This is a genomic window from bacterium, assembly GCA_035691305.1.
GTDB lineage: Bacteria > Sysuimicrobiota > Sysuimicrobiia > Sysuimicrobiales > Segetimicrobiaceae > DASSJF01.
In genome coordinates, this window is sequence record DASSJF010000052.1 from 11,912 (window position 1) to 31,666 (window position 19,755).

Sequence of the window (19,755 nt, forward strand, 5' to 3'; positions counted from 1 at the left end):
GCTCAGTCCCTCCGCGCCGCGGCGGCCGGCCGGCGCGCCGCCCGGGTCTCGAAGAAACCGAGGAAGTCCTTCATCGCCGACCGGATCGTCTCGAGGTCCACGAGGTTGGCGAACATCGCGCCTTCGCGGGTGCGCACCGCCTCCTGGACGAACTCGCTGAAGCCGCCGACACCGCGTCCGCCGGGGTTCACGTGCCCGTAGCAGACCAGGTCGAACCCGCCGAGCGCCTCGTCGAACCGCTTCTTCGCCAGATCGAAGTCGCCGGAGCTTGTCTCGCCGTCCGTGAACATGAACAGGAACTTGTCGTACTCGGTGACGCCGTCGAGCAGGCTGATCGCCTTCTCGAAGCCGGTGCTGATGTGCGTGCCGCCGCTCGACTCGACGCAGAAGAACTCGTCGCGCGTCTTCTCCTCCGCCACGTCCTGGAACACGACGTACCGCCGGAGGTTCGTCGGATACCGCTTCTCGAGATAGTGCCAGAGGATGAAGATCGTTTTGCGCACCAGCGCGAGGTACTCGCCGCGCATCGAGCCGGAGATATCGAGCACGTAGATCTCGACCGACCGGTTGTTCTGGAAGGTCGTCGGGTCCTCGATGAAGTACCAGGCGTCCTGCCGCACGTCGACGTCGTAGTCGAGCCGGCCCGACTCGCGCGTGTTGCGCAGCAGGCTCTGCAGCATCGTATCTTCGAGGTTGAGGTCGGCGCGCAGGCCGATCCGGTCGAGGTCGTCCAGCTCGACCTGCTCCTGGGCCTCGACCTCGCCTGCCCGGCCCGGATCGTGGAACGCCGGCAGGCGCAGGTCGTCGAGCAGCACCTCTTGGGCGAGGCGCACGAACTCGTCGAAGTCGAGCTCGACCTGCAGCTCCTTGCCGTGGTGGTCGCCGCCGAGGAGCCCGCCGAGGGCCTGGACCTGGTCGCCGCCCTGCCCCGCCCCCGCGCCCTGGCCGCCCGCGCCGCCGGAACCGCTGCCCTGCGCCAGGAACTGGTTTTCTTCGCCGAACTTCAGCGTCGGCAGGTCGAGGGTCGCGATCTGCGTCTTGACCTTGCCGTCGAGGATCAGCTCTTTCTGCTGGATCAGCTCGTTCAGGTTCTGCTTCAGATACTCCCGCAGCAGCTGATCGTGCTTGTACTGGGCGATCCGTCCGCGGTGGATGCGCATGGCGCGCCTCGACGGCCGGCCCGCTAGAAGCTCCGGCCGATCGTCCGGAAGAGGGACCGCGCGCAGGAGTCGCAGTAGCCGTGCTCCTCGATCGCGCTGCGCTGCAGCACGTCCAGCAGCTCGCGGCTCTTCGCGTCCATCTCCTCGGTCTTTTCGTAGAGGCGGAGGCAGTTCTTGATCTTGTTGAAGACGATCTCGTTGATCGCGCCGCGCAGGTGCTCGTTGTCCTTGTAGGACATCTTGCGCAGCTCGTCGCGCCGCTCCAGCAGCACGTTCTCGAACGCGACGCGGCCCTGGCGGCTGATCTGCCGCTTTTGAACCAGGATCCCCTCCACTTCGTCGAGCAGCTCCTTGTCGCTGTCGGCGAGCGTCTCGCCGAGCACGCTGCGCGACGCGGCGTCGAGGTAGTTGAGGTACAGGTTCTGGCCGTAGTCGTAGAAGTGCGTCGGCACGATGTTCTCGACGAGCTGCTCGACCTTCTTGTTGATGAACTCGACCTTGGTCTCCTCGAACGTCTTGAGGAGGTCCTTTTGGTTGAGGTCCTTGATCGACTGATGGGCGAAGGTCGCCTCCACCGCCTCGGTGATCACCTCGAGGTCGATGCACGTGCGCGCGGACGTGTACCCGAGGGAGAACGCGTCCTCGAAGAACCGCGGCGACAGGCCGCGCAGGCCCTGCGACTCGGCCCGCGTCTTGATCGCGTAGGTCGCGGCCAGCTCGTAGACGTCCTGGGGCACGTGCTTGTTTTCCCGCCGCACGCGGTTGGCCTGTTCGACGAGGCCGCGGTAGATCTGCATCTCGCCCGTCGTGTCGACGTTGTACGGGTAGTCGACCTTGTGGATCCGGCCCCGCAGCGGTTCCATGATGTCCTCGGACAGGAACACGTTGTACTCGGGGTAGTTGGTATGTCCGATGACCACCATGTCGACGTGGACCGTCGGGAAGTTTGCGAGGTCGATCCGCTTGGACTGGATCAGCTCGAGCAAGAGCGACAGGAGCTGTCGCCGGCTCTTGAAGACCTCGGTCCAGTCGAGGATCCCGCGGTTGGCCCAGATCACCTTGCCTTCGAAGTCGTAGGCGTCCGGGTCATAGGTCGAACCGCGCTCCTTCAGCATCGCAAAGTTGATGTTGCCGACGAAGTTCGTGATGTCTTCGCGGCGCAGGTCGGTCGGGGTGTGCTTGGCCACGCCGACCTTGTCGCGGGCGGAGATGTTGATGCGCAGCACCGGGACCTTCTCCCAGCCGCCGGCCTGCGCGAGCAGCCGCTCGCAGACCGGACAGGGCACGGCCTCCTCATGCCACTGCAGGTCTTCCTTCTGGCGGATGTCGACGGGGACGAGATCGAACGGGTGCTGGTGGAACGGACAGCCGTCGACGGCGTACACCGCGCCGTCCGGCGTCTGCGAGTACTCCTCGAGCCGCCGCTTGATCTTGTCCACGGTCATCGACTTGCCGGAGCCCTGGGGGCCGACGAGGAGCAGCAGCCGGCGCTCCATGCTCATCGCGTACCCTTTAAAGAACGCGACGATGTCGTCGATCTGCTTGTCCATACCGTAGATGCCTTCGAACACCTTGACCTTGCCGAAGTAGTCGATCATGTCGGAAATGTAGTGCAGCGTCGTGCGGCCGAGACGCCGGTTGGTCTTGCTCTGGACGACGTAATCTGCAACGGTGCCGATCGGTCCCATATGATTCACCTTCGTCCGTGGCCGTCGCGTCGAATGATGAGGCCGGCGTCGGCGATGGGTACCCTAGATTCTTCCCCTTTGTATACCCCGTACGTTGAACGGTCGACGTGCGTTCGGCCGAGCCGGCGTGCCTTGCACGACTGGTGCCCGTTCCGGCGGACCTTTAGACGAGGCCGCTCGCCCATGTGGACGGTGGAAGCGGGGGAAAAAGAGATGAACCCGGCGCGAGGAAACCGGAGACTCCTCGTCCGGGTTCTTATTTCCGTTACATGACGCACTGCCATGCCGTCTGTCGGTGTCGTCGCTCCGCCACGTGGCCACCCCCTGTGAACCGCCGGCGACGCCCCGCTTGCGCGGGACGCGCCGACATCAGAGGCGGCGCTGCGATGTACGCGCTGCGTCTACTGTACGGCAGTGCCCGTATGAACTTTTTACCGAGTATAGCGGCCTCGGGTAGGGGTGTCAATCAAAATCGCGATCGCGGGCGCGCACCAACAGGACGGGACCGGCGTACCGGCCGGCGACCTTGGAGGCGACGCTGCCGGTGAAAACCGCGTTGAGCCCCGTCCGGCCGTGCGACGCCATGATCAGGAGATCCACGCCGGACCGCGCCGTCTCGTCCACGATGCGCTGCGCCGCGTCGCCTCGGGAGACGGCCCACGAGACGCCGATGCCGACGGCCCGCATCAACTCCGCGATGGTGCGGAGATACCGCTGTGCCTCGGTTTCCTCGTAGTCGAGATTGGCCGCGGCCGCGGTCGGCACCAGTTTCGCCGCGCTCGCGCGCTCTCCGGTGATGGTGGCCAGCGTCGGCACGACCCGGACAAGGCCGATCTCTGCCTGATACGCCCGGGCCAGGGTGGCCGCGAACGGCAGCGCGGCTTCGGCGCCGGGCTCCCCGTCGAGCGGGACAAGAAGCCGGCGGAGCGTCCACCCGTCGCCCTCGATCGGCGGCGCCGCGCTCGCCTCCGGCGGCCGGATCAGCAGCACCGGACGATTTCCGCGGCGCAGCACCTGCTGCGCGACGCTTCCGAAGAGCGCCCGGCGGGCGCCGCCCGCGCCGTGCGTCGCCAAGACGACGAGGTCGGCTTCGAGATCGGCCGCGTGCGCAACGATGCTCTGGGGGACGCTGCCCTCGGGATTCGGGTGGACATGCGTGTCCGTCTCCACTCCCGCGGCGGTGCACTTCGCCGCGACCTCGGCCAGGTACCGGTCCGACTCGCCGACGTTCGTAAGATGCCGCTCCCCGTGCACCGTCGCGGGCGCGTCCCGCTCGGTGACGTGCAGCAGCGCAAGATGGGCGCCGAGGCGCCGCGCAAGCGAAACCGCGGGCGGTAGCGACCATTCCGCGAGGCGCGATCCATCCAGCGGGACGAGAATCCGCCGGATCGAGACTCCGGTACCCGTTTGCGGCGACGCCGCGGTCATCGCGCCTCCCCGTTCGCCACGCCCCGCGCCTCCCCTGTGCTCATCCGCCCCGCAGCGTCTGCACGATCAGATAGAAGTTGAGCGCGATGATGAACGCCGTCACCGCCGCCGCAGCCAAGGAGACGAGCGGCCGGTTGACGAGCGGCCCCATCAAATCGCGCCGCTTGGTGAACAGGGCGAGGGGCACGAGGGCGAACGGCAGCCCGAAACTCAACACCACCTGGCTCATCACAAGCGTCCGGGTCGGGTCCCAACCCGCCGAGATCACCGCGATCGCCGGCGCCATCGTGACGAGCCGACGCAGCCAGACGGAGATCTGGCGGCGGAGAAACCCCTGCATGACCACCTGGCCGGCCATCGTGCCCACGGTGGACGACGACAACCCCGAGGCCAGCAGCGAGACGGCGAACACGGCGCTGCTCGCGGGGCCGAGGAGCGGCGCGAGCGTTTTGTGCGCATCCTCGATGCTGGCGACTTTGGTGAGCCCGTGTACCCAGAACGTGGAGGCCGCCATGATGAGCATCGCGGCGTTCACGAGGCCGGCGATCGTCATCGCGATCACGACGTCGGCCAGCTCGAACCGGACGAGGCGCTTCGCCTGCTCGACGTTCGCGGTCGCGACCCGCCGCTGCGTCAGCGACGAGTGCAGAAAGATCACGTGCGGCATGACGGTGGCGCCCAAGATCCCCACCGCGAGCAGCACGGCCTCCGGGCCGCCGAGCGACGGGTGCACGATGGCCCCTGCGACGGCGCCCCAACTCGGACGGTCGAGCACGGTCTCCACAAGATAGCAGCCGGCGATCACGCCGACGAGGGTGGTGATCACCGCCTCGACCGGCCGGAAGCCGTGCTGCTCAAGCGCGAGGATCACCAACGTGCACACGCCGGTCAGCACGGCCGCCGGCATCAGCGGCAGCCCGAACAGCAGGTTGAAGCCGATCGCCGCGCCGAGGAACTCGGCCAGATCGGTCGCCATCGCGACGATCTCCATGAGCACCCACAGGCCCCAGACGACCGGCCGGGGGAATTCCTCGCGGCACACCTCGGCCAGGTTCCGGCCGGTCGCGACGCCGAGCTTGGCGGACAGCGCCTGGACCAGCATCGCGATGAGGTTGCTCGCCACGACGACCCAGACGAGCCGGTACCCGAACTCGGAACCGCCCTGGATGTTGGTGGCGAAGTTGCCGGGATCGATGTAGGCGACGGACGCGACGAAGGCCGGACCGAGAAACGGCAGCAGCTGGAACAGCCCGCGGCGGCGGCTCCGGCCGGCCAAGACCTCGGCGGCCGCGGCGACGGTGGCCACGTCTCCGCGGCGCGGCGGGTGCGGTTCGGACACCGGCGCGGCCGGGCTCACTGCACGTGCACGTTGGCGCTCATCGTGTGCGACAGCGTGATCCGCCGGCCGCCGACCTCGACCTCGCAGCCGTTGCGCCGGCGGCCGAGCATCTTGAGCACGGCGCCCGGCAGCACGCCGAGCCGCGCCAGCTGCCGCAGCAGCGCCGGGCTCTCGTCGCCGACGTGCGCCACGACGCCGCTGGCGCCGGGCGCGAGCGCCTCGAGCTTCGGGTACCGGACGTCCCGCATCGACCCGTCCGTCGCCGGAATGGGGTCCCCGTGCGGATCGTGCGCGGGGTTGCCGAGGGCCGTGGCCATCCGCGCCTCGACACCTTCCGAAAGAACGTGCTCCATTCGTTCGGCCTCTTCGTGGACCTGCTCGAGCGGTACGCCGAGATGCCGGGCCAGATACAGCTCGATCAAGCGGTGATGGCGGATGATCTCGAGCGCGATCTTCTCGCCGGTCGGCGTGAGCGCGAACCCCTGGTAGCGGCTGTATGTCACCAACCGAAGGCGCGCGAGGCGCTTCACCATGTTGGTGGCGGACGCCGCGGAGACGGCGAGCCGCTCCGCGATCTCCGACGTCGAGACGGCCGGGCGCCCCTGCTGCAGCTTGTAGATCGCCTTCAGGTAGTCTTGCATCACGCCCGTGATCGCCGACACGCCGCCCGCCCTCCACCGCTCGCTCTCAACGCTAAATTAATTTAGCATCGACTAAAAAACGTGCATCCGCACTATACCGATGGAGCCGGCATGTTGTCAAGCGGGAGGCGCGCGGACCCGGCGAGAACCCGGGACTAGACTATGGCCGTCACCTTGCGCAAGCCACGCCCCCTCGCCGCGGGAGACACGATCGGGCTTGTCTCGCCGTCGGGCCCCACCCGGCCGGGTGGCGCCGGGTCGACGCCGGAGAGCGTGGAGCGGACGCGGGCGCGCCTGCACGAGGTCGGCTTTCGGACCGTGGTCGCGCCGCACGCGTTCGACGCGCGCGGATATCTGGCCGGCACGGACGCGGACCGGGCGGCGGATCTACAGGCGATGCTGGCGAACCCGGCGGTGCACGGGGTACTCTGCATCCGCGGCGGCTACGGCGCGCACCGCCTGCTCGACCGCCTGGACTATCGCGCGATCGACCGCCGCCCCAAGGTGTTCATCGGTTACAGCGACATCACGGCGCTGCACTTTGCCTTCTACACACAGTGCGGGTTCGTCACGTTTCACGGACCGATGGCGGGCGCCCTGGCCCAGCCCGAGCCCCACGACTACCTGGAACTGCTGCGCGCGGTGACCCGGACGGCCCCGCTCGGCCGCCTCGTCAATCCGCCCGGGGCACCGGCGATTGAAACGCTGGTGCCGGGCGTGGCCGAAGGACGGCTGATCGGCGGCAATGCCGCGCTGCTGACGGGACTGCTCGGCACGCGCTTCGTGCCGGCGGCGGAGGAGTTTCGAGGGAAGATCCTATTTCTCGAGGACCTTGGAGACAAGCTTTACCGGCTCGACCGAAAACTCGCGCACCTCAAGCTCGCCGGGGTCCTCGAAGCGGTGTCGGGCATTGTTGTCGGCGAGTGCCGGTATTCGCCTGAAGCGGGCGACGCTCTGTCGCTGCGGGACATTCTACGGGATCACATCGTGCCCCTCGGCAAACCCGCAATCTACGGGCTCGCCTGTGGACACGGCGATTATCACCTCACGCTGCCAATGGGCGTCCGTGCCCGCCTCGACGCCGCGGAGTGCAGCCTCTCTATTGAGGAAGCTGGAGTCGAAGCCTAAACGCCGCCGTCCATCGCCTTCGCCTCCCGGTTCCGTCACTAGCAGAGATCAACCACGTCTCGGAGCCGTCCCCGCCGGCGCCTTGCGCCATCGACGATCTCGAAGAACTCGTCAAAGGTTCCGCCCAGCGCATCGAGCAGACGCTGGCGCGTCTTCGGGCCCGGATGCGTTCGTCCCGAGAGCACGTCGGAGAGATGGGTGCGGTGCATCCCGATCTTCCGGGCCAGGGCCGTCTTCGTCATGTTCCGCCGCGCGATCGCGGCCTCGAGCGCGGACTGCCTCAGGCGGACTCTCATCGGTGCGGCCCTCGATGTTCAGGCTAACTCGATATTGACGATATGTCAATAAACAAATTTCCCGGGTGTCGTTAGTGCGTCGGTCATCTGTCTTGCAGCCTTCGGACGATTGTGGTACGTTTATCGTGACGTTTCGTCAAATGGCCGAATCCACCAACTTCTACAGGCGAGTCGGCGCCACGGTTCGCGCCGCGAGACTGCGGGCCAAGCTGTCCCAGGCGGCGCTCGGCGCGCGTCTCGGGGTCACGGCCGGCGCCGTCAACCGCTACGAGATGGGCGGACGCCGGGTGCCGCTCCGGGACGTACCACGGATCGCCGCGATCTTGGGCATCGCGCCGGCGGTTCTCCTCGGTGGATCGGCCGGCGGACGCGAAAGCCGGTCACCCTACCGCGCGGGCGAGGTACGGGAAGAATCGCCAATGTATGGAAGGTCCGGCCTCCGGGCGCACGACGCCGCCCGTTCGTACGCCGCCTCCCTTACCGCATCGCGGCTTCGAACGCTCGCCCGGCGGGCCGGTCTCACACCTGAGCCCGACACGGCAACGCTGCGCCGGTACGCGGAGCTAATCACCGAAGATTTGACCAAACAGGCCGGCGAGCTGAAATTTCATGGTAGTCGGCGAGTCCGCCGTTAGACGGTCCGCTGGCGGAGGTAGCGAGACCCGTACCGAAGGGAACACCGTGAAGAACGAGTCCTCGAAGCCGCGGCCGCACCCGTTGGCAAGGAAAGCGCTGGCCGCGATCGAGCCCTACGTCCCCGGCCGCTCGGCGGAGGACGTCCGGCGGGAGTTCGGGCTCGCGAGCGTCGCGAAGCTCGGCAGCAACGAGAACCCCCTGGGCGTCTCGCCCAAGATCCGCGGCGCGCTGCTCGCGGCCATCGACGGCGTCCACCAATATCCCGACCCCACCTCCGCGTCGCTTCGCCGGCGAGTCGCCGCGCGCTTCGGCGTGACCCCGGAGCACGTCTGTGTCGCGAACGGCGTGGACAACGTGCTCACGTGCCTCGGGCTCGCGTTCCTCGACACCGGGGACCGTTGCGTGATCGGCGCGCCCACCTACTCGGCGTACGCGTCGCTGGCGCTGATGCTGAACGCCATCCCGGTGCAGGTGCCGGTCCGCGAGCGGGACTGGCGCCTCGACCTCCCCCGCATGGCCGGGGCCGCGGCCAACGCCAAGATGGTCATCGTCTGCAATCCCAACAACCCGACGGGCACGATCGTCACCCACGACGAGGTCGAGGCGTTTCTCCGCAGCCTTCCCGCGACGGCGCTGGCGGTGCTGGACGAGGCCTACGCGGAATTCGCGGACGACCCCGCCTTTCCCGACTCCGCCGCGCTGGTCGGCCGCTACCCCAACTTGATCGTGCTGCGGACGTTTTCCAAGATCTACGGCCTCGCCGGGCTACGCGTCGGGTACGCGGTAGCCGCGCCGGACATCATTGCGTGCTTCAACCAGGTTCGGGAGCCGTTTCCGGTGGACCGGCTGGCTCAGGCGGCGGCGGAGGCGACGCTCGACGACGAAATGTACGTCCGAACCGCCTTTGAGAACAACCGGACGGGGCGCGTCTGGCTCGCTTCGGCGCTCGCCGATCTCGGACTGCGCTCGATCCCGACGCAGGCCAACTTCGTGCTGGTCGAGCTGGGCCGGCCGGCGGCCGACGTCGCCCGGCAGCTGCTGCGACACGGCGTCATCATCCGGCCGGGCGCGATGTGGGGACTGCCGGACTGGGCCCGGATCACCGTCGGCACGACGGATGAGAACCGCCGGGTGGTCGAGTCGCTGAAGGCCGTCCTCGCCGCTTCATGACGCCGCCGGCCGCCGGACCCCGGCCCGTTCGCGCGCCGAGGGGCGCCGCCCTCTCCTGCAAGGGGTGGCCTCAGGAAGCGGCGCTGCGGATGCTCATGAACAACCTCGATCCCGAAGTCGCCGAGCGTCCCGACGAGTTGATCGTCTACGGGGGAACGGGGCGGGCGGCGCGGTCCTGGGCCTGCTTCGACGCGATCGCCGCCGCGCTGCGCGCGCTCGAGGGCGACGAAACCCTGCTCGTTCAGTCCGGCAAGCCGGTCGGCGTCTTCCACTCGCACCCCGACGCGCCGCGCGTCCTCATCACGAACGCCATGCTGGTCCCGGCGTGGGCGACGTGGGAAGAGTTCCGGCGGCTCGAAGCGCTCGGCCTCACGATGTACGGCCAGATGACCGCGGGCTCCTGGATCTACATCGGCACCCAAGGCATCATTCAGGGCACCTACGAGACTTTCGCCGCCATCGCGCGGCGGCACTTCGGCGGCAGCCTGCGCGGCAGACTGGTACTGACAGCGGGGCTCGGCGGGATGGGCGGCGCGCAGCCGCTCGCGGTGACGATGAACGAAGGCGTCGCGCTGATCGTGGAAGCGGATCCGGCGCGCATCGACCGGCGGGCGCGGGCCGGCTGGGTGGACGAGACGACGCAGAGCGTCGAGGCGGCGCTGCACCTCGCCGAGCGGGCGGTCCGGGAGGGCCGGCCCCGGTCTATCGCACTCCTCGGCAACGCCGCGCACCTCTACCCGGAGATCCTCGGGCGCGGCGTGCAGGTGGACGTCGTCACGGATCAGACCGCGGCGCACGACCTCCTCGGCGGTTACATCCCGGACGGGCTGACCGCGGCGGCCGCGGCCGAGCTTCGGGCGCGCGACCCGGAAGCGTACGTCGCGCAGGCACGGGCGTCCGTCGCCCGGCACGTGGAGGCGATGCTGGAGTTCCAGCGGCGCGGCGTGGTCGTCTTCGACTACGGCAATAACATTCGCGCGCAGGCGCAGCGCGGCGGCGTCGCCGACGCCTTCGCATTCCCGGGCTTCGTCCCGGCCTACGTCCGCCCGCTCTTCTGCGAGGGCCGGGGACCGTTCCGCTGGGTGGCGCTCTCCGGCGACCCGGAGGACATCCGCAAGACCGACGACCTCGTGCTGCGCCTGTTTCCCCAACAGACGTCGCTCACACGCTGGATCCGGCTGGCCGGGGAGCGCGTGCCGTTCCAGGGCCTGCCGGCCCGGGTGTGCTGGCTCGGCTACGGCGAGCGCGCGCGGTTCGGCCTCGCGATCAACGAGATGGTCGCACGCGGCGAACTGCGCGCGCCGATCGTGATCGGGCGCGACCATCTCGACGCGGGCTCGGTCGCCTCGCCGTACCGGGAGACCGAGGCGATGGCCGACGGCAGCGACGCGATCGCGGACTGGCCGATTCTGAACGCGCTGCTCAACGCCGTCGGCGGGGCCACGTGGGTGTCGGTCCACCACGGCGGCGGGGTCGGCATCGGGTATTCGATTCACGCGGGGATGGTCATCGTCGCGGACGGCACGCCCGATGCGGCGCGGCGGCTCGAGCGAGTGCTGACGACCGACCCGGGACTGGGCATCGTCCGGCACGCCGACGCCGGCTACGCGGAGGCCCAGGAAGCCGCGCGCCGGCACGGAATCGTACGCCCGATGCGGGAGGGACGCGGATGATTCCGTTGGGCGATGTCTCGCGCCGGCCGGTGCGGTTTCCCGGGATGACGTTGGCCCTCATCCTCCTCAACGGCGCCGTCTTTCTCCAAGAATTGGCCGCGGGCGACCCGTTCGTCAGCAAGTGGGCGATGGTCCCCGCCGACATCACGGCCGGGCGCCACTGGATCACGGTGCTCACGTCGATGTTTCTGCACGGCAGCTGGTCGCATATCCTGGGCAACATGCTGTTCTTGTGGGTCTTCGGACCGGAGATCGAGGACTCGATGAACCCCGGCCGCTATCTCGTGTTCTACCTCATCGGCGGGGTGGCCGCGAACCTCGCGCAGGTCCTGGCGGGACCCGGGTCGACCGAACCGACGCTGGGCGCGAGCGGCGCGATCGCGGCGGTGATGGGCGCGTTCCTGATCACGTATCCTCGGGACAAAATCCGGACGGTCTTGTTCCTGGGTTTCTTCTTCACGGTGACGTTCCTGCCGGCATTTCTCCTGATCGGCCTCTGGTTCGTGATTCAGCTGATCAGTTTCGGCTCGATCACGAACGCCACGAGCGGCGCGAGCGGCGGCGTCGCCTACGCGGCGCACGTCGGCGGCATCTTATTCGGGGCGATCACCGCGCGGCTTTTCGAAGACCCGGGCCGGATCGAGGAGCCCGCGGGGTACCGCTAGTGCTTCGTGTTGCAAGTTCGACGAGGAAACAGGATTTCTGGCGCTAACGCGCCCGTAGGGCGCTGGCGGTAGTAATGAACACCACGTTCGCACTCAGTCCTTAGAGACGGCCTCCCGTGGCGGCCGTCAGATAAGACTGACAAAGCAGCACTAGCTGCTCTCTCGTCTTACGCATCAACGCCGGCGAGGCTCCCGCCTCCAGCACGGAGCGCATCGCGCCTGATATCGCTGCCAACATCATTTCTACGGCGAATTTGTCTGGCGGCGACGTCATATCCGGCGCTGTCTCAAGCATTGCTTCGACGGCCTTCCGTAAGCGTTGGAGCACTCGCTTCATCAACGCGGGTCCCCCGACGTCCGGCGCGATTTGGTAGAGGGCCACGGAAATGTCCGAGCGCTCCATCTTGACGCCCACGTATGCCTCGACCATCTGCCTGATCATCTCGGAGAGCGGCTCATGTTTTGCACGCTCACAAGCTGCCTCGACCCTATCGGAAACCACCTTCAGATGCCCTTTCAACACCGCAAATAACAGGGATTGTTTGTTCGGGAAGTACTGGTAGAGCGTTCCCACGGCAACGCCGGCCCGTTCCGCGACGCGTGTTGTCGTCAATCGGTCTGAGCCGTGGGTCAGCAAAACCTGAACAGTCGCTTCAGAAATCGCCTCAACCGTGACCGCGGCCCGCTCTTGAACAGGCGTTTTTCTTGGCTCAAACGCGGTTAGCGTGTCGGTCGCCATAATGCGAATAGCAGAACCGAAGAATCCTTCATAAAATCAGTATAGCACGAACGAAACACCCGGCCGAGGAGGAAATCTGGAATGATCGAACAGACTGATCTCGACGGTAGCTTCGTGCTGCCCGGCACGTCAATGAAAGTGAACCGCATGGGCTACGGAGCGATGCAACTTGCCGGCCCGCAGGTATGGGGACCTCCTCGCCATCTTGACGCCGCAATCGCGGTTCTGCGCAACGTCGTGGAGTCGGGCGTGAACCATATCGATACCAGCGACTTCTACGGCCCGCATGTTACGAATCAAATCATTCGACAGGCGCTCCATCCTTATCCGGAGGGCCTCGTGATCGCCACCAAGGTTGGCCTTCGTCGGGGTGCCGACAAATCTTGGATTCACGCCCTCTCCCGTCGGGAACTGATCGATGCCGTTCACAACAACCTCAGACATCTCGGCCTCGACATTCTCGATGTCGTCAACCTTCGGGTTGGCGAAGTAACTGGGCCCACCGAGGGCCCCATTGAGGCGCCGCTCACCGTCCTCGTTGAACTCAAGCGTCAAGGACTCATCCGCCAAATCGGTCTGAGCAACGTTACTCGCGAGCAGTTGGCGGAGGCGCAGACAATATCGGAGATCGTTTGCGTGCAGAATCTCTACAATGTTGCCCAAAGGAAAGACGATCCTTTCATCGACAACCTCGCTGCGCAAGGCATAGCCTACGTTCCGTTCTTCCCGCTCGGAGGCTTCACTCCACTGCAGTCGTCGGCGCTCGACGCAGCCGCGACAGCGCTTCGCGCCACACCCGTGCAGGTTGCGCTGGCGTGGCTCCTCCAACGCTCGCCGAACGTTCTGCTGATTCCGGGGACATCTTCTCTCACGCATCTTCGGGAAAATCTTCAGGCGTCGATGCTGCGGATTCCCCCTGACCTGCTTGCCAGCCTCGACTCGATCAACGGAGATCCAAACCGTTCATAGCGGTTCGTCCAGACGGTGCTCCGCGAGTGGGCCTACGCACGACTCTACCGCTCGAACGAGGAGCGCCGAACCGCGTTTCCGAAATGGCCGCACTATTACAATTAATATCGCCCCACACGGCGCCAGAAGGACGGGTCCCAGCGGTCGTGAGTGTCAACAACGTGTGTGGGAACCACGGCTAGCGGCTCAGCGAGATCACCGAGAGCAGCTCGAACAGCACGTTCGCCGCCAGCATCGCCGTGATGCCGCTTTGGTCGTACGGCGGCGACACCTCCACGATGTCGAACGCGATGACGTTGAGGCCGGCGAGACCGCGTACGAGCGCGAGCGCCTGCGCGCTGCTGAGCCCGCCGACCTCGGGCGTGCCGGTCCCGGGCGCGAACGCCGGGTCCACCGAATCGATGTCGAACGAAACGTAGACCGGAAGGCCGCGCACGCGGTCCAGATGCCGCAGGGCCGCGTCGATACCCTCGCGATGGATCGCCTCGGCGCGCACCACCGTGACGCCGTGCTGCTCGCCGAAGGCGAAGTCGTCTTCGTCGTACACGGGCCCGCGGATGCCGAACTGCACGGCGGTCTTGCCGTCGTAGAGCCCCTCCTCGTGGGCGCGGCGGAACGGCGTGCCGTGGAAGTATCGGTTGCCGAAGTACTCCTCCCACATGTCCTGGTGGCTGTCGAAGTGCACGAGCGAGAACGGCCCGCGCGCCTTGGCGACCGCGCGCATGATCGGCAGCGTGAGCGAATGGTCGCCGCCTACGCAGGCGGGCACCGCGCCCGCGGCGAGGAGCCGGCCGACGGCCGCCTCGACCCGGCCGTATGTGTCGAGGATGTCCATCGGATTCGTGTCCACATCGCCGCAGTCGGCGATCTTGAGCCGGCGGAACGGCGACGTCTTCAGCACCGGATTGTAGGGACGGATCAGCAGCGAGTTGTTGCGCACTTCCTTCGGGCCGAAGCGGGCGCCCGAGCGGAAGCTCACCCCGCCGTCGAACGGGATGCCGAGGATCCCGACGTCGAGGCCCGCGGGGTCGGGCTGGTACGGCAGGCGCATGAACGTCGACAGCTGCGCGAAGCGAGGCGAACGGAAGGCGTTCGGCGGCTCGAAACGCTGCGCGCTCACGCGGCGCCTCCGGAGTCGTCGAATCGGTCCTGCGCGTCGAGACCGGTCTCCAGGCCCATCGTTTTCTGCGCCTCCTCCCGGATGATCCCGAGCACACGCCGCTTCGCCTCGACGAACGCCGGCGACATCGTAATCTCGAGGGTGCGGGGACGGGGCAGAGCGAGCGTCACCTCGTCCCGGAACCGGCCCGGCCGCGCCGTCATCACGTAGACCCGGTCGCCGAGGAACAGCGCCTCGTCGATGTCGTGCGTCACGAACAGAATGGTCTTGGGCGTCTTCTGCCAGATATCGAGCAGCAGCTCCTGCATGAAGACGCGCGTCTGCGCGTCGAGCGCGCCGAACGGTTCGTCCATCAGGAGGACTTCGGGGTCGTTGGCCAGCGCGCGGGCGATCGCCACGCGCTGCATCATGCCGCCGGACAGCTCCTTGGGATAGGCGTGCTCGAAGCCGGCCAGACCGACCATCTGGATGAACCGGCCGGCGACCTCGCGACTGTACGCGGAGTCGAGCCCCCGGATCCTGGGGCCGAACTCGACGTTGCCCTGCACCGTGAGCCACGGGAACAGCGTGTACGACTGAAACACCATCCCGCGGTCGGCTCCGGGCGCGTCGACGATGCGTCCGTCGAGCCGGATTTCGCCGGTCGTCGGGCGGAGGAGGCCGGCCACGAGCCGCAGGAGCGTGCTCTTGCCGCAGCCGCTCGGACCCACGATGCTCACGATCTCGCGGTCCGCGACGTCGAGCGAGAGCCGGGCCACCGCCGCGATCTCGCGGCCGCCGCGACCGCGGAACGACACGCTGATGTCCCGCAGCGAGAGCTTGAGCCCGCCCGCTACGCCTTGGGCGACCACGGAAGCAGCCGGCGGTGCAGCCATTTGAACAGCAGGTCCAGCCCGAGACCGAGCCCGCCGATCGTGAACAGACCGACGAAAATACGGTCGGTGAAGAGGCCGCGCATCGAGTTGAGGATCAGGTAGCCGAGCCCGCGGTCGGCCGAGACGAGCTCGGCGACGACGAGGTACGTCCATGCCCAGCCCATGGTGATCCGCAGCGTGTCCATCACGCCCGGCAGCGTCGCCGGCAGGAGCACACGCCGGATCACCTGGGCGCGGGAGGCGCCGAGCGTGTACGAGACGTCGATCTGTTCCCGCGGCACGTGCGCAGACACGTCGGCTACGAGCAGCACCAGCTGGAAAAACGTGCCGATGAAGATCACCGCGACCTTCTCGGCTGTGCCGATCCCGATGTAGAGGATGAGCAACGGGATGAGGGCGCTCACCGGCAGGTAGCGGACGAAGTCGATCACCGGCTCGATCAGCGCCTCGACGGCCTTGAAGGACCCCATCAGAATGCCCGTCGGCACGCCGGCGACTACGGCGAGCGCCCACCCCGTGACGATCACGTAGAGGCTCGCGCCGGCGTTCTCGAGCAGGCTGCCGTCCCCGACCATCTCCGCGCCGGACTTGGCGATCGCCGTCGGCGACGGGAGGAACAGCGGCTCGACGAGGCCGCCGTAGGTCAGGATGCACCACAGCGCGACGAGTCCGCCCGCGCTCGCGATCAGGATCGCCAGGTAGCTTCTGCGCGGAATGGGCTCCTGCGGCCGCAGGTACTCGGTGAGGCCGCGCAGGCCGCCGCGGCGGAGGGCGGGACGGGGCCGCGCGAGGGTCACCGGCGTGCGCCGAAAGTTGATCGAGGACGGTGGGCCAAGCCTCCGGCTTGGCCCACCGTCAAGTGTACGTTACTTCGCGAGTACGAACGAGTTGTTGACGAGATCGCCCGCGGCTTCCTTGGCCTGGATCTTGCCGAGCGAGCTCCAAATGTCGATCGCGTTCTGCGCGGTCACGTAGATCTGGCCGCCCGGCGCCATGTACTCGCGGTTGATCGCCCGATCGTAGTAGCGGACGCCGTCCAGCGTCTCCTGGAACGTCTTCACGTCCTTGAGCCACCCGCCGACCGCCTTGGCCATGATCCGGTCGGCGTCGGCGGGGTTCTTCTTCCAGTACTCGACCGCCTTGTACCAGCCGAGGATCGCGGCGCGGACCGCCTCGGGATGTGCCGTCAGGACATCGCGACGGATCACCATCACGTCCACGATCAGGCCGGGAGTCTGGCTGCTGTCGACCAGGATGTGGCCGTTCGGTGCGCGCTTGGCGCGGGAAAGCCAGGGCTCCCACGTCACGGCGGCATCGACCTTGCCGCTCAAGAACGCGGCGCCCGCGTCGTCCTGGCGCATGTTGATGCCCTTCAGGTCTTTCTCGGTCATGCCGTTCTGGCGCAGCAGCACGCTCAGGAAGAAGTTCGAGACCGAGCCCTCGTTGAAGGCGACCCGCTTGCCGCGCAGATCCTTGACCGTCTTGATCGAGGCGCTGGAGACGATGCCGTCCCCGCCCTTGCTGTCGTCGAGGCCGAGCACCGCCTGGAACTGGAAGTTCGGCTTCCAGTAGAGGCTCATCGTATCGAGCGTGGTGACCAGCCCGTCGAGCTTGCCGGCGGCGAGCGCGGCGAAGCGCAGCTTCGGATCTTCGATGTTGGTGAGCTCGACGTTCACACCCGCCTCATCGAAGTACCGGTTGTCCCGCGCCAAAAAGAGCGGGCCGTAGCCCACCCACGTCGAGTATCCGAGGTGCAGGGTCTGCGCCGCGGCCCTGGCCGGTCCGGTCGACCATGCCATGGGTCCCGCGACCAGCAGTACGACCAGCACGAGCGCACCCCACCTGCTGCCACGCCACATCGAGGCAACACCTCCCCCTAACGGCCGTTCGAATGTATTCGTGCGGGGCACGGGCAAAACCCTCCGGCACGGGGTGGCCGGCCGCGCGCGGCCCGACCGCGACGCAGCGGCCGGGGTAAAATGTGCCTAGAACGCCTGTGCGGGACGGACGGTTGGACCGGTGTTGATGGAGCGCGTTGCGTTGCCGAGAGAGGTGACCGCGCCGCGCCGGGCGCGGCATTATCTGGCGCCACGGCTCTCTGGCCTCGGCATGCCTCCGCGGGCGGCTGCGGAACTCCTCGTCGCCGTCGGTGAAGCCGTCACAAACGCCGTCCTCTACGGCGGCTCGGCCGCCCGCGCCGCGGTATCGCAAGACAATCCGATCGCCTCCGGCAACCCCGCGCTGTCCGCCCCGCAACCGGATGCGCGCACCACCGAAAGCGACGCCATCATGCTCGAGCTCGTCGCGCGCGGCGATCGTGTCGCCGTGGCCGTCACCAGCTCCGGGACCCGCTGGCGCGTGCCCGCGCCGCGACTTCCGGCCGACCCACTCTCTTCGGGCGGCCGCGGACTCTACCTAATGCGGGAATTCACCGATGCGGTCCGGATCAATCAGAACCGGCGGGGCACCACCGTCTATCTGATCAGGCGCCTGCGGCCGGACGGCGCGTCAGACGCGAGGCGGCCGGAGCGTCGAGCAGCCACGTCACCCGGCCGTCGACGGGCCGGATAAACGCGCCCGGGACCTCCGGAACAGGCGGCCCCTCAAGCGACGCCCGCACGGCGTCGGCCTTCGAGGCGCCGGCGGCGAGAACGATCGTCTCGGCGGCGTGCGTCAGCACCGGGACCGTGAGCGTGATCCGCCACATTCCTACGTCCTGAACGAACTCGGCGACCGCCGCGTGCCTGCGCTCGTTGAGGGCGCCGCTCCGCGGAAAGAGCGATGCGGTATGCGCGTTGTCGCCGAGCCCCAGCAGCACGAGGTCGAACCGCGGCCAGCCGTCGGCGGTCGCCGGCAACACCGCGCGCACCGTCTTCCCGTACGCGGCGGCCGCCGCGTTGTGGTCCGCGAGCTCTCCCTGAACGCGGTAAATGTGTTCCGCGGGCACGGCGACTTTGGAAAGCAGCAGGTCGTGCGCCAAACGGTAGTTGCTGCGCGGATCGTCCGGCGGGACGCAGCGTTCATCGCCCCAGAATACCTGCAGCCGAGGCCAGGGAATCCGCCCGCGGTACGGCTCGGACGCGAGCAGCGCGTACAGCGGCTTCGGCGTCTCGCCGCCCGACAACGCAACGGCGCACGCGCCGCGGGCGGCCACGGCGCGCTCGCAGATGATGGCGATCCGCTCCGCCGCGTCGGCCGTCGCGGACCGGAGGTCCGGGTGCGCGACGATCTCGGGCTCCACGCTCAGGACACGCCCTCCATCGCCCGCAGGACGACGTCGAGCGCTTCCCGCAGCACGGAGTCGACGCCGGAGACTTCGAACTCCGCCCCGACGAGCCCGGCGTCGTCCGCCGGCGCGAGCGCCGCCGCGGTCGTGCGCGGACGTCCACGTCCGAGACGCGTCTCGATCTGCACGGCGCCGTCGCCGGCGGCCTGCCGCACAATTGAAACCGTGCACGGCTCGCCGCCCGCCGCGCACTCGAAGGTAACCACCGGGCCGGAACCACCTTCCACCACGAGCTCCAGCCCGCCGCCGTCCCGCCAAAACAGCGCGCGCAGCAGCTTTCCGTCGCGCCGCGCCGGACCGGCCGGCTCCCACGCGAGCCGGCCGGCGATCCATCCGCCCAGCAGCAGCCCGGCGATGGGGTCTGCGGTTTCCGACCGTCCCGGGCCTGTCCGGATTTTGATCCGGTCCAGGCGTTCGAGCGCCGCGCGCATTGGCGCCGGATCGAAGGACTGTACGATCAGGTCGCGCCACGGCGTGAGCCGGCCCCACGTCAAGTCGCGCAGGCCGCCGGAGAGCCGGCCGGCGAGCCCGGACGCGGCCTTGAGACCCGCCACCGGTCGTTGCATCGCCGACGAGTCGACGATCAGAACGTCGGCGTTTTCGGCGAGCCGGCGCAGCACGTCCGCTTCCGGCCCCGGGGCGGCGGGCAGATCGTCGGGCCACCAGACGTAGACGGGGAGGTCCGGCACCAGCAGCGGCAGCACGAGCGCCGAAACACGGGCAAGCGCGCGGCCGGTAGCGGATACCGCGATCTGCTCGCAGCACACCGTCGGGCGGCTCGGGCCCGGCGTGTGGCAGTGGAGGGCGATCTCGGCGGCGAGGGTCCCTTCGCCCCCTGTCGTGCCGCCGGCCGGGGGCGTGAGGTCCAGGATGATGCTGCGCGAGGGATAGCGGGTGGCCAGCCGGTCGGCCGCGGCCGCCATCTCCGCGCGCCGGCCGTCG

Annotated in this window: 20 protein-coding genes; 7 read left to right on the forward strand and 13 right to left on the reverse strand. The window is 68.0% G+C overall.

Annotated features, from left to right (window positions below; translation table 11 throughout):
- Window positions 1–2 precede the first annotated feature (2 nt).
- The 5 genes from VFL28_09365 to VFL28_09385 all read right to left on the reverse strand — a co-directional run bounded on the left by VFL28_09365 (window position 3) and on the right by VFL28_09385 (window position 6,277).
- A complete protein-coding gene (locus VFL28_09365) occupies window positions 3–1,160 on the reverse strand; it encodes a DUF444 family protein (GenBank protein HET7264869.1) in 1,158 nt (385 codons plus the stop codon).
- 23 nt (window positions 1,161–1,183) lie between these two features.
- Complete coding sequence (locus VFL28_09370; GenBank protein HET7264870.1) at window positions 1,184–2,848, reverse strand: hypothetical protein; 1,665 nt, start codon at window positions 2,846–2,848, stop codon at window positions 1,184–1,186.
- Between the two features lie 462 nt (window positions 2,849–3,310).
- Window positions 3,311–4,276, reverse strand: coding sequence for a universal stress protein (locus VFL28_09375; protein HET7264871.1), 966 nt, complete (start codon window positions 4,274–4,276; stop codon window positions 3,311–3,313).
- 40 nt (window positions 4,277–4,316) lie between these two features.
- Window positions 4,317–5,615 (reverse strand): Nramp family divalent metal transporter, encoded by a 1,299-nt coding sequence (locus tag VFL28_09380; GenBank protein ID HET7264872.1) that lies wholly within the window; start codon window positions 5,613–5,615, stop codon window positions 4,317–4,319.
- A 14-nt stretch (window positions 5,616–5,629) separates the two neighbouring features.
- Window positions 5,630–6,277: a metal-dependent transcriptional regulator gene (locus VFL28_09385; protein HET7264873.1), complete on the reverse strand. Its 648-nt coding sequence runs from the start codon at window positions 6,275–6,277 to the stop codon at window positions 5,630–5,632.
- A 141-nt stretch (window positions 6,278–6,418) separates the two neighbouring features.
- Here VFL28_09385 and VFL28_09390 point away from each other — a divergent pair, with 141 nt between their 5' ends.
- Complete coding sequence (locus tag VFL28_09390; GenBank protein HET7264874.1) at window positions 6,419–7,384, forward strand: LD-carboxypeptidase; 966 nt, start codon at window positions 6,419–6,421, stop codon at window positions 7,382–7,384.
- A gap of 38 nt (window positions 7,385–7,422) precedes the next feature.
- Here VFL28_09390 and VFL28_09395 read toward each other — a convergent pair whose 3' ends face one another.
- Window positions 7,423–7,680 (reverse strand): helix-turn-helix transcriptional regulator, encoded by a 258-nt coding sequence (locus VFL28_09395; protein ID HET7264875.1) that lies wholly within the window; start codon window positions 7,678–7,680, stop codon window positions 7,423–7,425.
- Between the two features lie 140 nt (window positions 7,681–7,820).
- Between VFL28_09395 and VFL28_09400 the strand changes: the two genes are divergently transcribed.
- Genes VFL28_09400 through VFL28_09415 form a run of 4 tightly spaced genes read left to right on the forward strand, consistent with a single transcriptional unit; the run spans window position 7,821 to window position 11,824 of the window.
- Window positions 7,821–8,315 carry a helix-turn-helix transcriptional regulator gene (locus VFL28_09400; GenBank protein ID HET7264876.1) on the forward strand — a complete coding sequence of 165 codons (495 nt, stop codon included), beginning with the start codon at window positions 7,821–7,823 and terminating at the stop codon, window positions 8,313–8,315.
- 46 nt (window positions 8,316–8,361) lie between these two features.
- Complete coding sequence (hisC, locus tag VFL28_09405) at window positions 8,362–9,486, forward strand: histidinol-phosphate transaminase (protein ID HET7264877.1); 1,125 nt, start codon at window positions 8,362–8,364, stop codon at window positions 9,484–9,486.
- On the forward strand, window positions 9,483–11,159 hold the full coding sequence (gene hutU, locus VFL28_09410; GenBank protein HET7264878.1) for a urocanate hydratase: 1,677 nt from the start codon (window positions 9,483–9,485) through the stop codon (window positions 11,157–11,159). The genes hisC and hutU overlap by 4 nt, the downstream gene beginning before the upstream one ends.
- Window positions 11,156–11,824: a rhomboid family intramembrane serine protease gene (locus VFL28_09415; protein HET7264879.1), complete on the forward strand. Its 669-nt coding sequence runs from the start codon at window positions 11,156–11,158 to the stop codon at window positions 11,822–11,824. Before hutU ends, VFL28_09415 begins: the two co-directional genes overlap by 4 nt.
- A 100-nt stretch (window positions 11,825–11,924) precedes the next feature.
- On the opposite strand, the gene VFL28_09420 is transcribed toward VFL28_09415, so the two are convergent.
- On the reverse strand, window positions 11,925–12,563 hold the full coding sequence (locus VFL28_09420) for a TetR/AcrR family transcriptional regulator (protein ID HET7264880.1): 639 nt from the start codon (window positions 12,561–12,563) through the stop codon (window positions 11,925–11,927).
- A gap of 81 nt (window positions 12,564–12,644) precedes the next feature.
- Between VFL28_09420 and VFL28_09425 the strand changes: the two genes are divergently transcribed.
- The gene (locus VFL28_09425) at window positions 12,645–13,532 is read left to right on the forward strand and encodes an oxidoreductase (GenBank protein ID HET7264881.1); all 888 of its coding nucleotides are present in this window, start codon (window positions 12,645–12,647) and stop codon (window positions 13,530–13,532) included.
- Between the two features lie 178 nt (window positions 13,533–13,710).
- Here VFL28_09425 and speB read toward each other — a convergent pair whose 3' ends face one another.
- The 4 genes from speB to VFL28_09445 form a co-directional block, all read right to left on the reverse strand.
- Complete coding sequence (gene speB / locus VFL28_09430) at window positions 13,711–14,652, reverse strand: agmatinase (protein HET7264882.1); 942 nt, start codon at window positions 14,650–14,652, stop codon at window positions 13,711–13,713.
- Window positions 14,649–15,503: an ABC transporter ATP-binding protein gene (locus VFL28_09435; protein HET7264883.1), complete on the reverse strand. Its 855-nt coding sequence runs from the start codon at window positions 15,501–15,503 to the stop codon at window positions 14,649–14,651. Before VFL28_09435 ends, speB begins: the two co-directional genes overlap by 4 nt.
- Window positions 15,485–16,324: an ABC transporter permease gene (locus VFL28_09440; protein ID HET7264884.1), complete on the reverse strand. Its 840-nt coding sequence runs from the start codon at window positions 16,322–16,324 to the stop codon at window positions 15,485–15,487. Before VFL28_09440 ends, VFL28_09435 begins: the two co-directional genes overlap by 19 nt.
- Window positions 16,325–16,393: 69 nt before the next feature.
- Window positions 16,394–17,386: an ABC transporter substrate-binding protein gene (locus VFL28_09445; GenBank protein ID HET7264885.1), complete on the reverse strand. Its 993-nt coding sequence runs from the start codon at window positions 17,384–17,386 to the stop codon at window positions 16,394–16,396.
- A gap of 166 nt (window positions 17,387–17,552) precedes the next feature.
- Between VFL28_09445 and VFL28_09450 the strand changes: the two genes are divergently transcribed.
- Window positions 17,553–18,098: an ATP-binding protein gene (locus tag VFL28_09450; GenBank protein ID HET7264886.1), complete on the forward strand. Its 546-nt coding sequence runs from the start codon at window positions 17,553–17,555 to the stop codon at window positions 18,096–18,098.
- On the opposite strand, the gene pgl is transcribed toward VFL28_09450, so the two are convergent.
- A complete protein-coding gene (gene pgl, locus VFL28_09455; protein HET7264887.1) occupies window positions 18,010–18,768 on the reverse strand; it encodes a 6-phosphogluconolactonase in 759 nt (252 codons plus the stop codon). The two genes, VFL28_09450 and pgl, sit on opposite strands and share 89 nt — an antisense overlap.
- A 2-nt stretch (window positions 18,769–18,770) precedes the next feature.
- Window positions 18,771–19,755, reverse strand: a 985-nt coding sequence (locus VFL28_09460) for a glucose-6-phosphate dehydrogenase assembly protein OpcA (GenBank protein ID HET7264888.1), incomplete at its 5' end; no start/stop codon positions are given.

Coding starts and splice junctions, on each gene's coding strand:
- VFL28_09365 (HET7264869.1), bottom strand. CDS start 1,160: ATGCGCATCCACCGCGGACGGATCGCCCAGTACAAGCACGATCAGCTG.
- VFL28_09370 (HET7264870.1), bottom strand. CDS start 2,848: ATGGGACCGATCGGCACCGTTGCAGATTACGTCGTCCAGAGCAAGACC.
- VFL28_09375 (HET7264871.1), bottom strand. CDS start 4,276: ATGACCGCGGCGTCGCCGCAAACGGGTACCGGAGTCTCGATCCGGCGG.
- VFL28_09390 (HET7264874.1), top strand. CDS start 6,419: ATGGCCGTCACCTTGCGCAAGCCACGCCCCCTCGCCGCGGGAGACACG.
- VFL28_09395 (HET7264875.1), bottom strand. CDS start 7,680: ATGAGAGTCCGCCTGAGGCAGTCCGCGCTCGAGGCCGCGATCGCGCGG.
- VFL28_09400 (HET7264876.1), top strand. CDS start 7,821: ATGGCCGAATCCACCAACTTCTACAGGCGAGTCGGCGCCACGGTTCGC.
- hutU (HET7264878.1), top strand. CDS start 9,483: ATGACGCCGCCGGCCGCCGGACCCCGGCCCGTTCGCGCGCCGAGGGGC.
- VFL28_09415 (HET7264879.1), top strand. CDS start 11,156: ATGATTCCGTTGGGCGATGTCTCGCGCCGGCCGGTGCGGTTTCCCGGG.
- VFL28_09420 (HET7264880.1), bottom strand. CDS start 12,563: ATGGCGACCGACACGCTAACCGCGTTTGAGCCAAGAAAAACGCCTGTT.
- VFL28_09425 (HET7264881.1), top strand. CDS start 12,645: ATGATCGAACAGACTGATCTCGACGGTAGCTTCGTGCTGCCCGGCACG.
- VFL28_09445 (HET7264885.1), bottom strand. CDS start 17,386: ATGTGGCGTGGCAGCAGGTGGGGTGCGCTCGTGCTGGTCGTACTGCTG.
- VFL28_09450 (HET7264886.1), top strand. CDS start 17,553: ATGGAGCGCGTTGCGTTGCCGAGAGAGGTGACCGCGCCGCGCCGGGCG.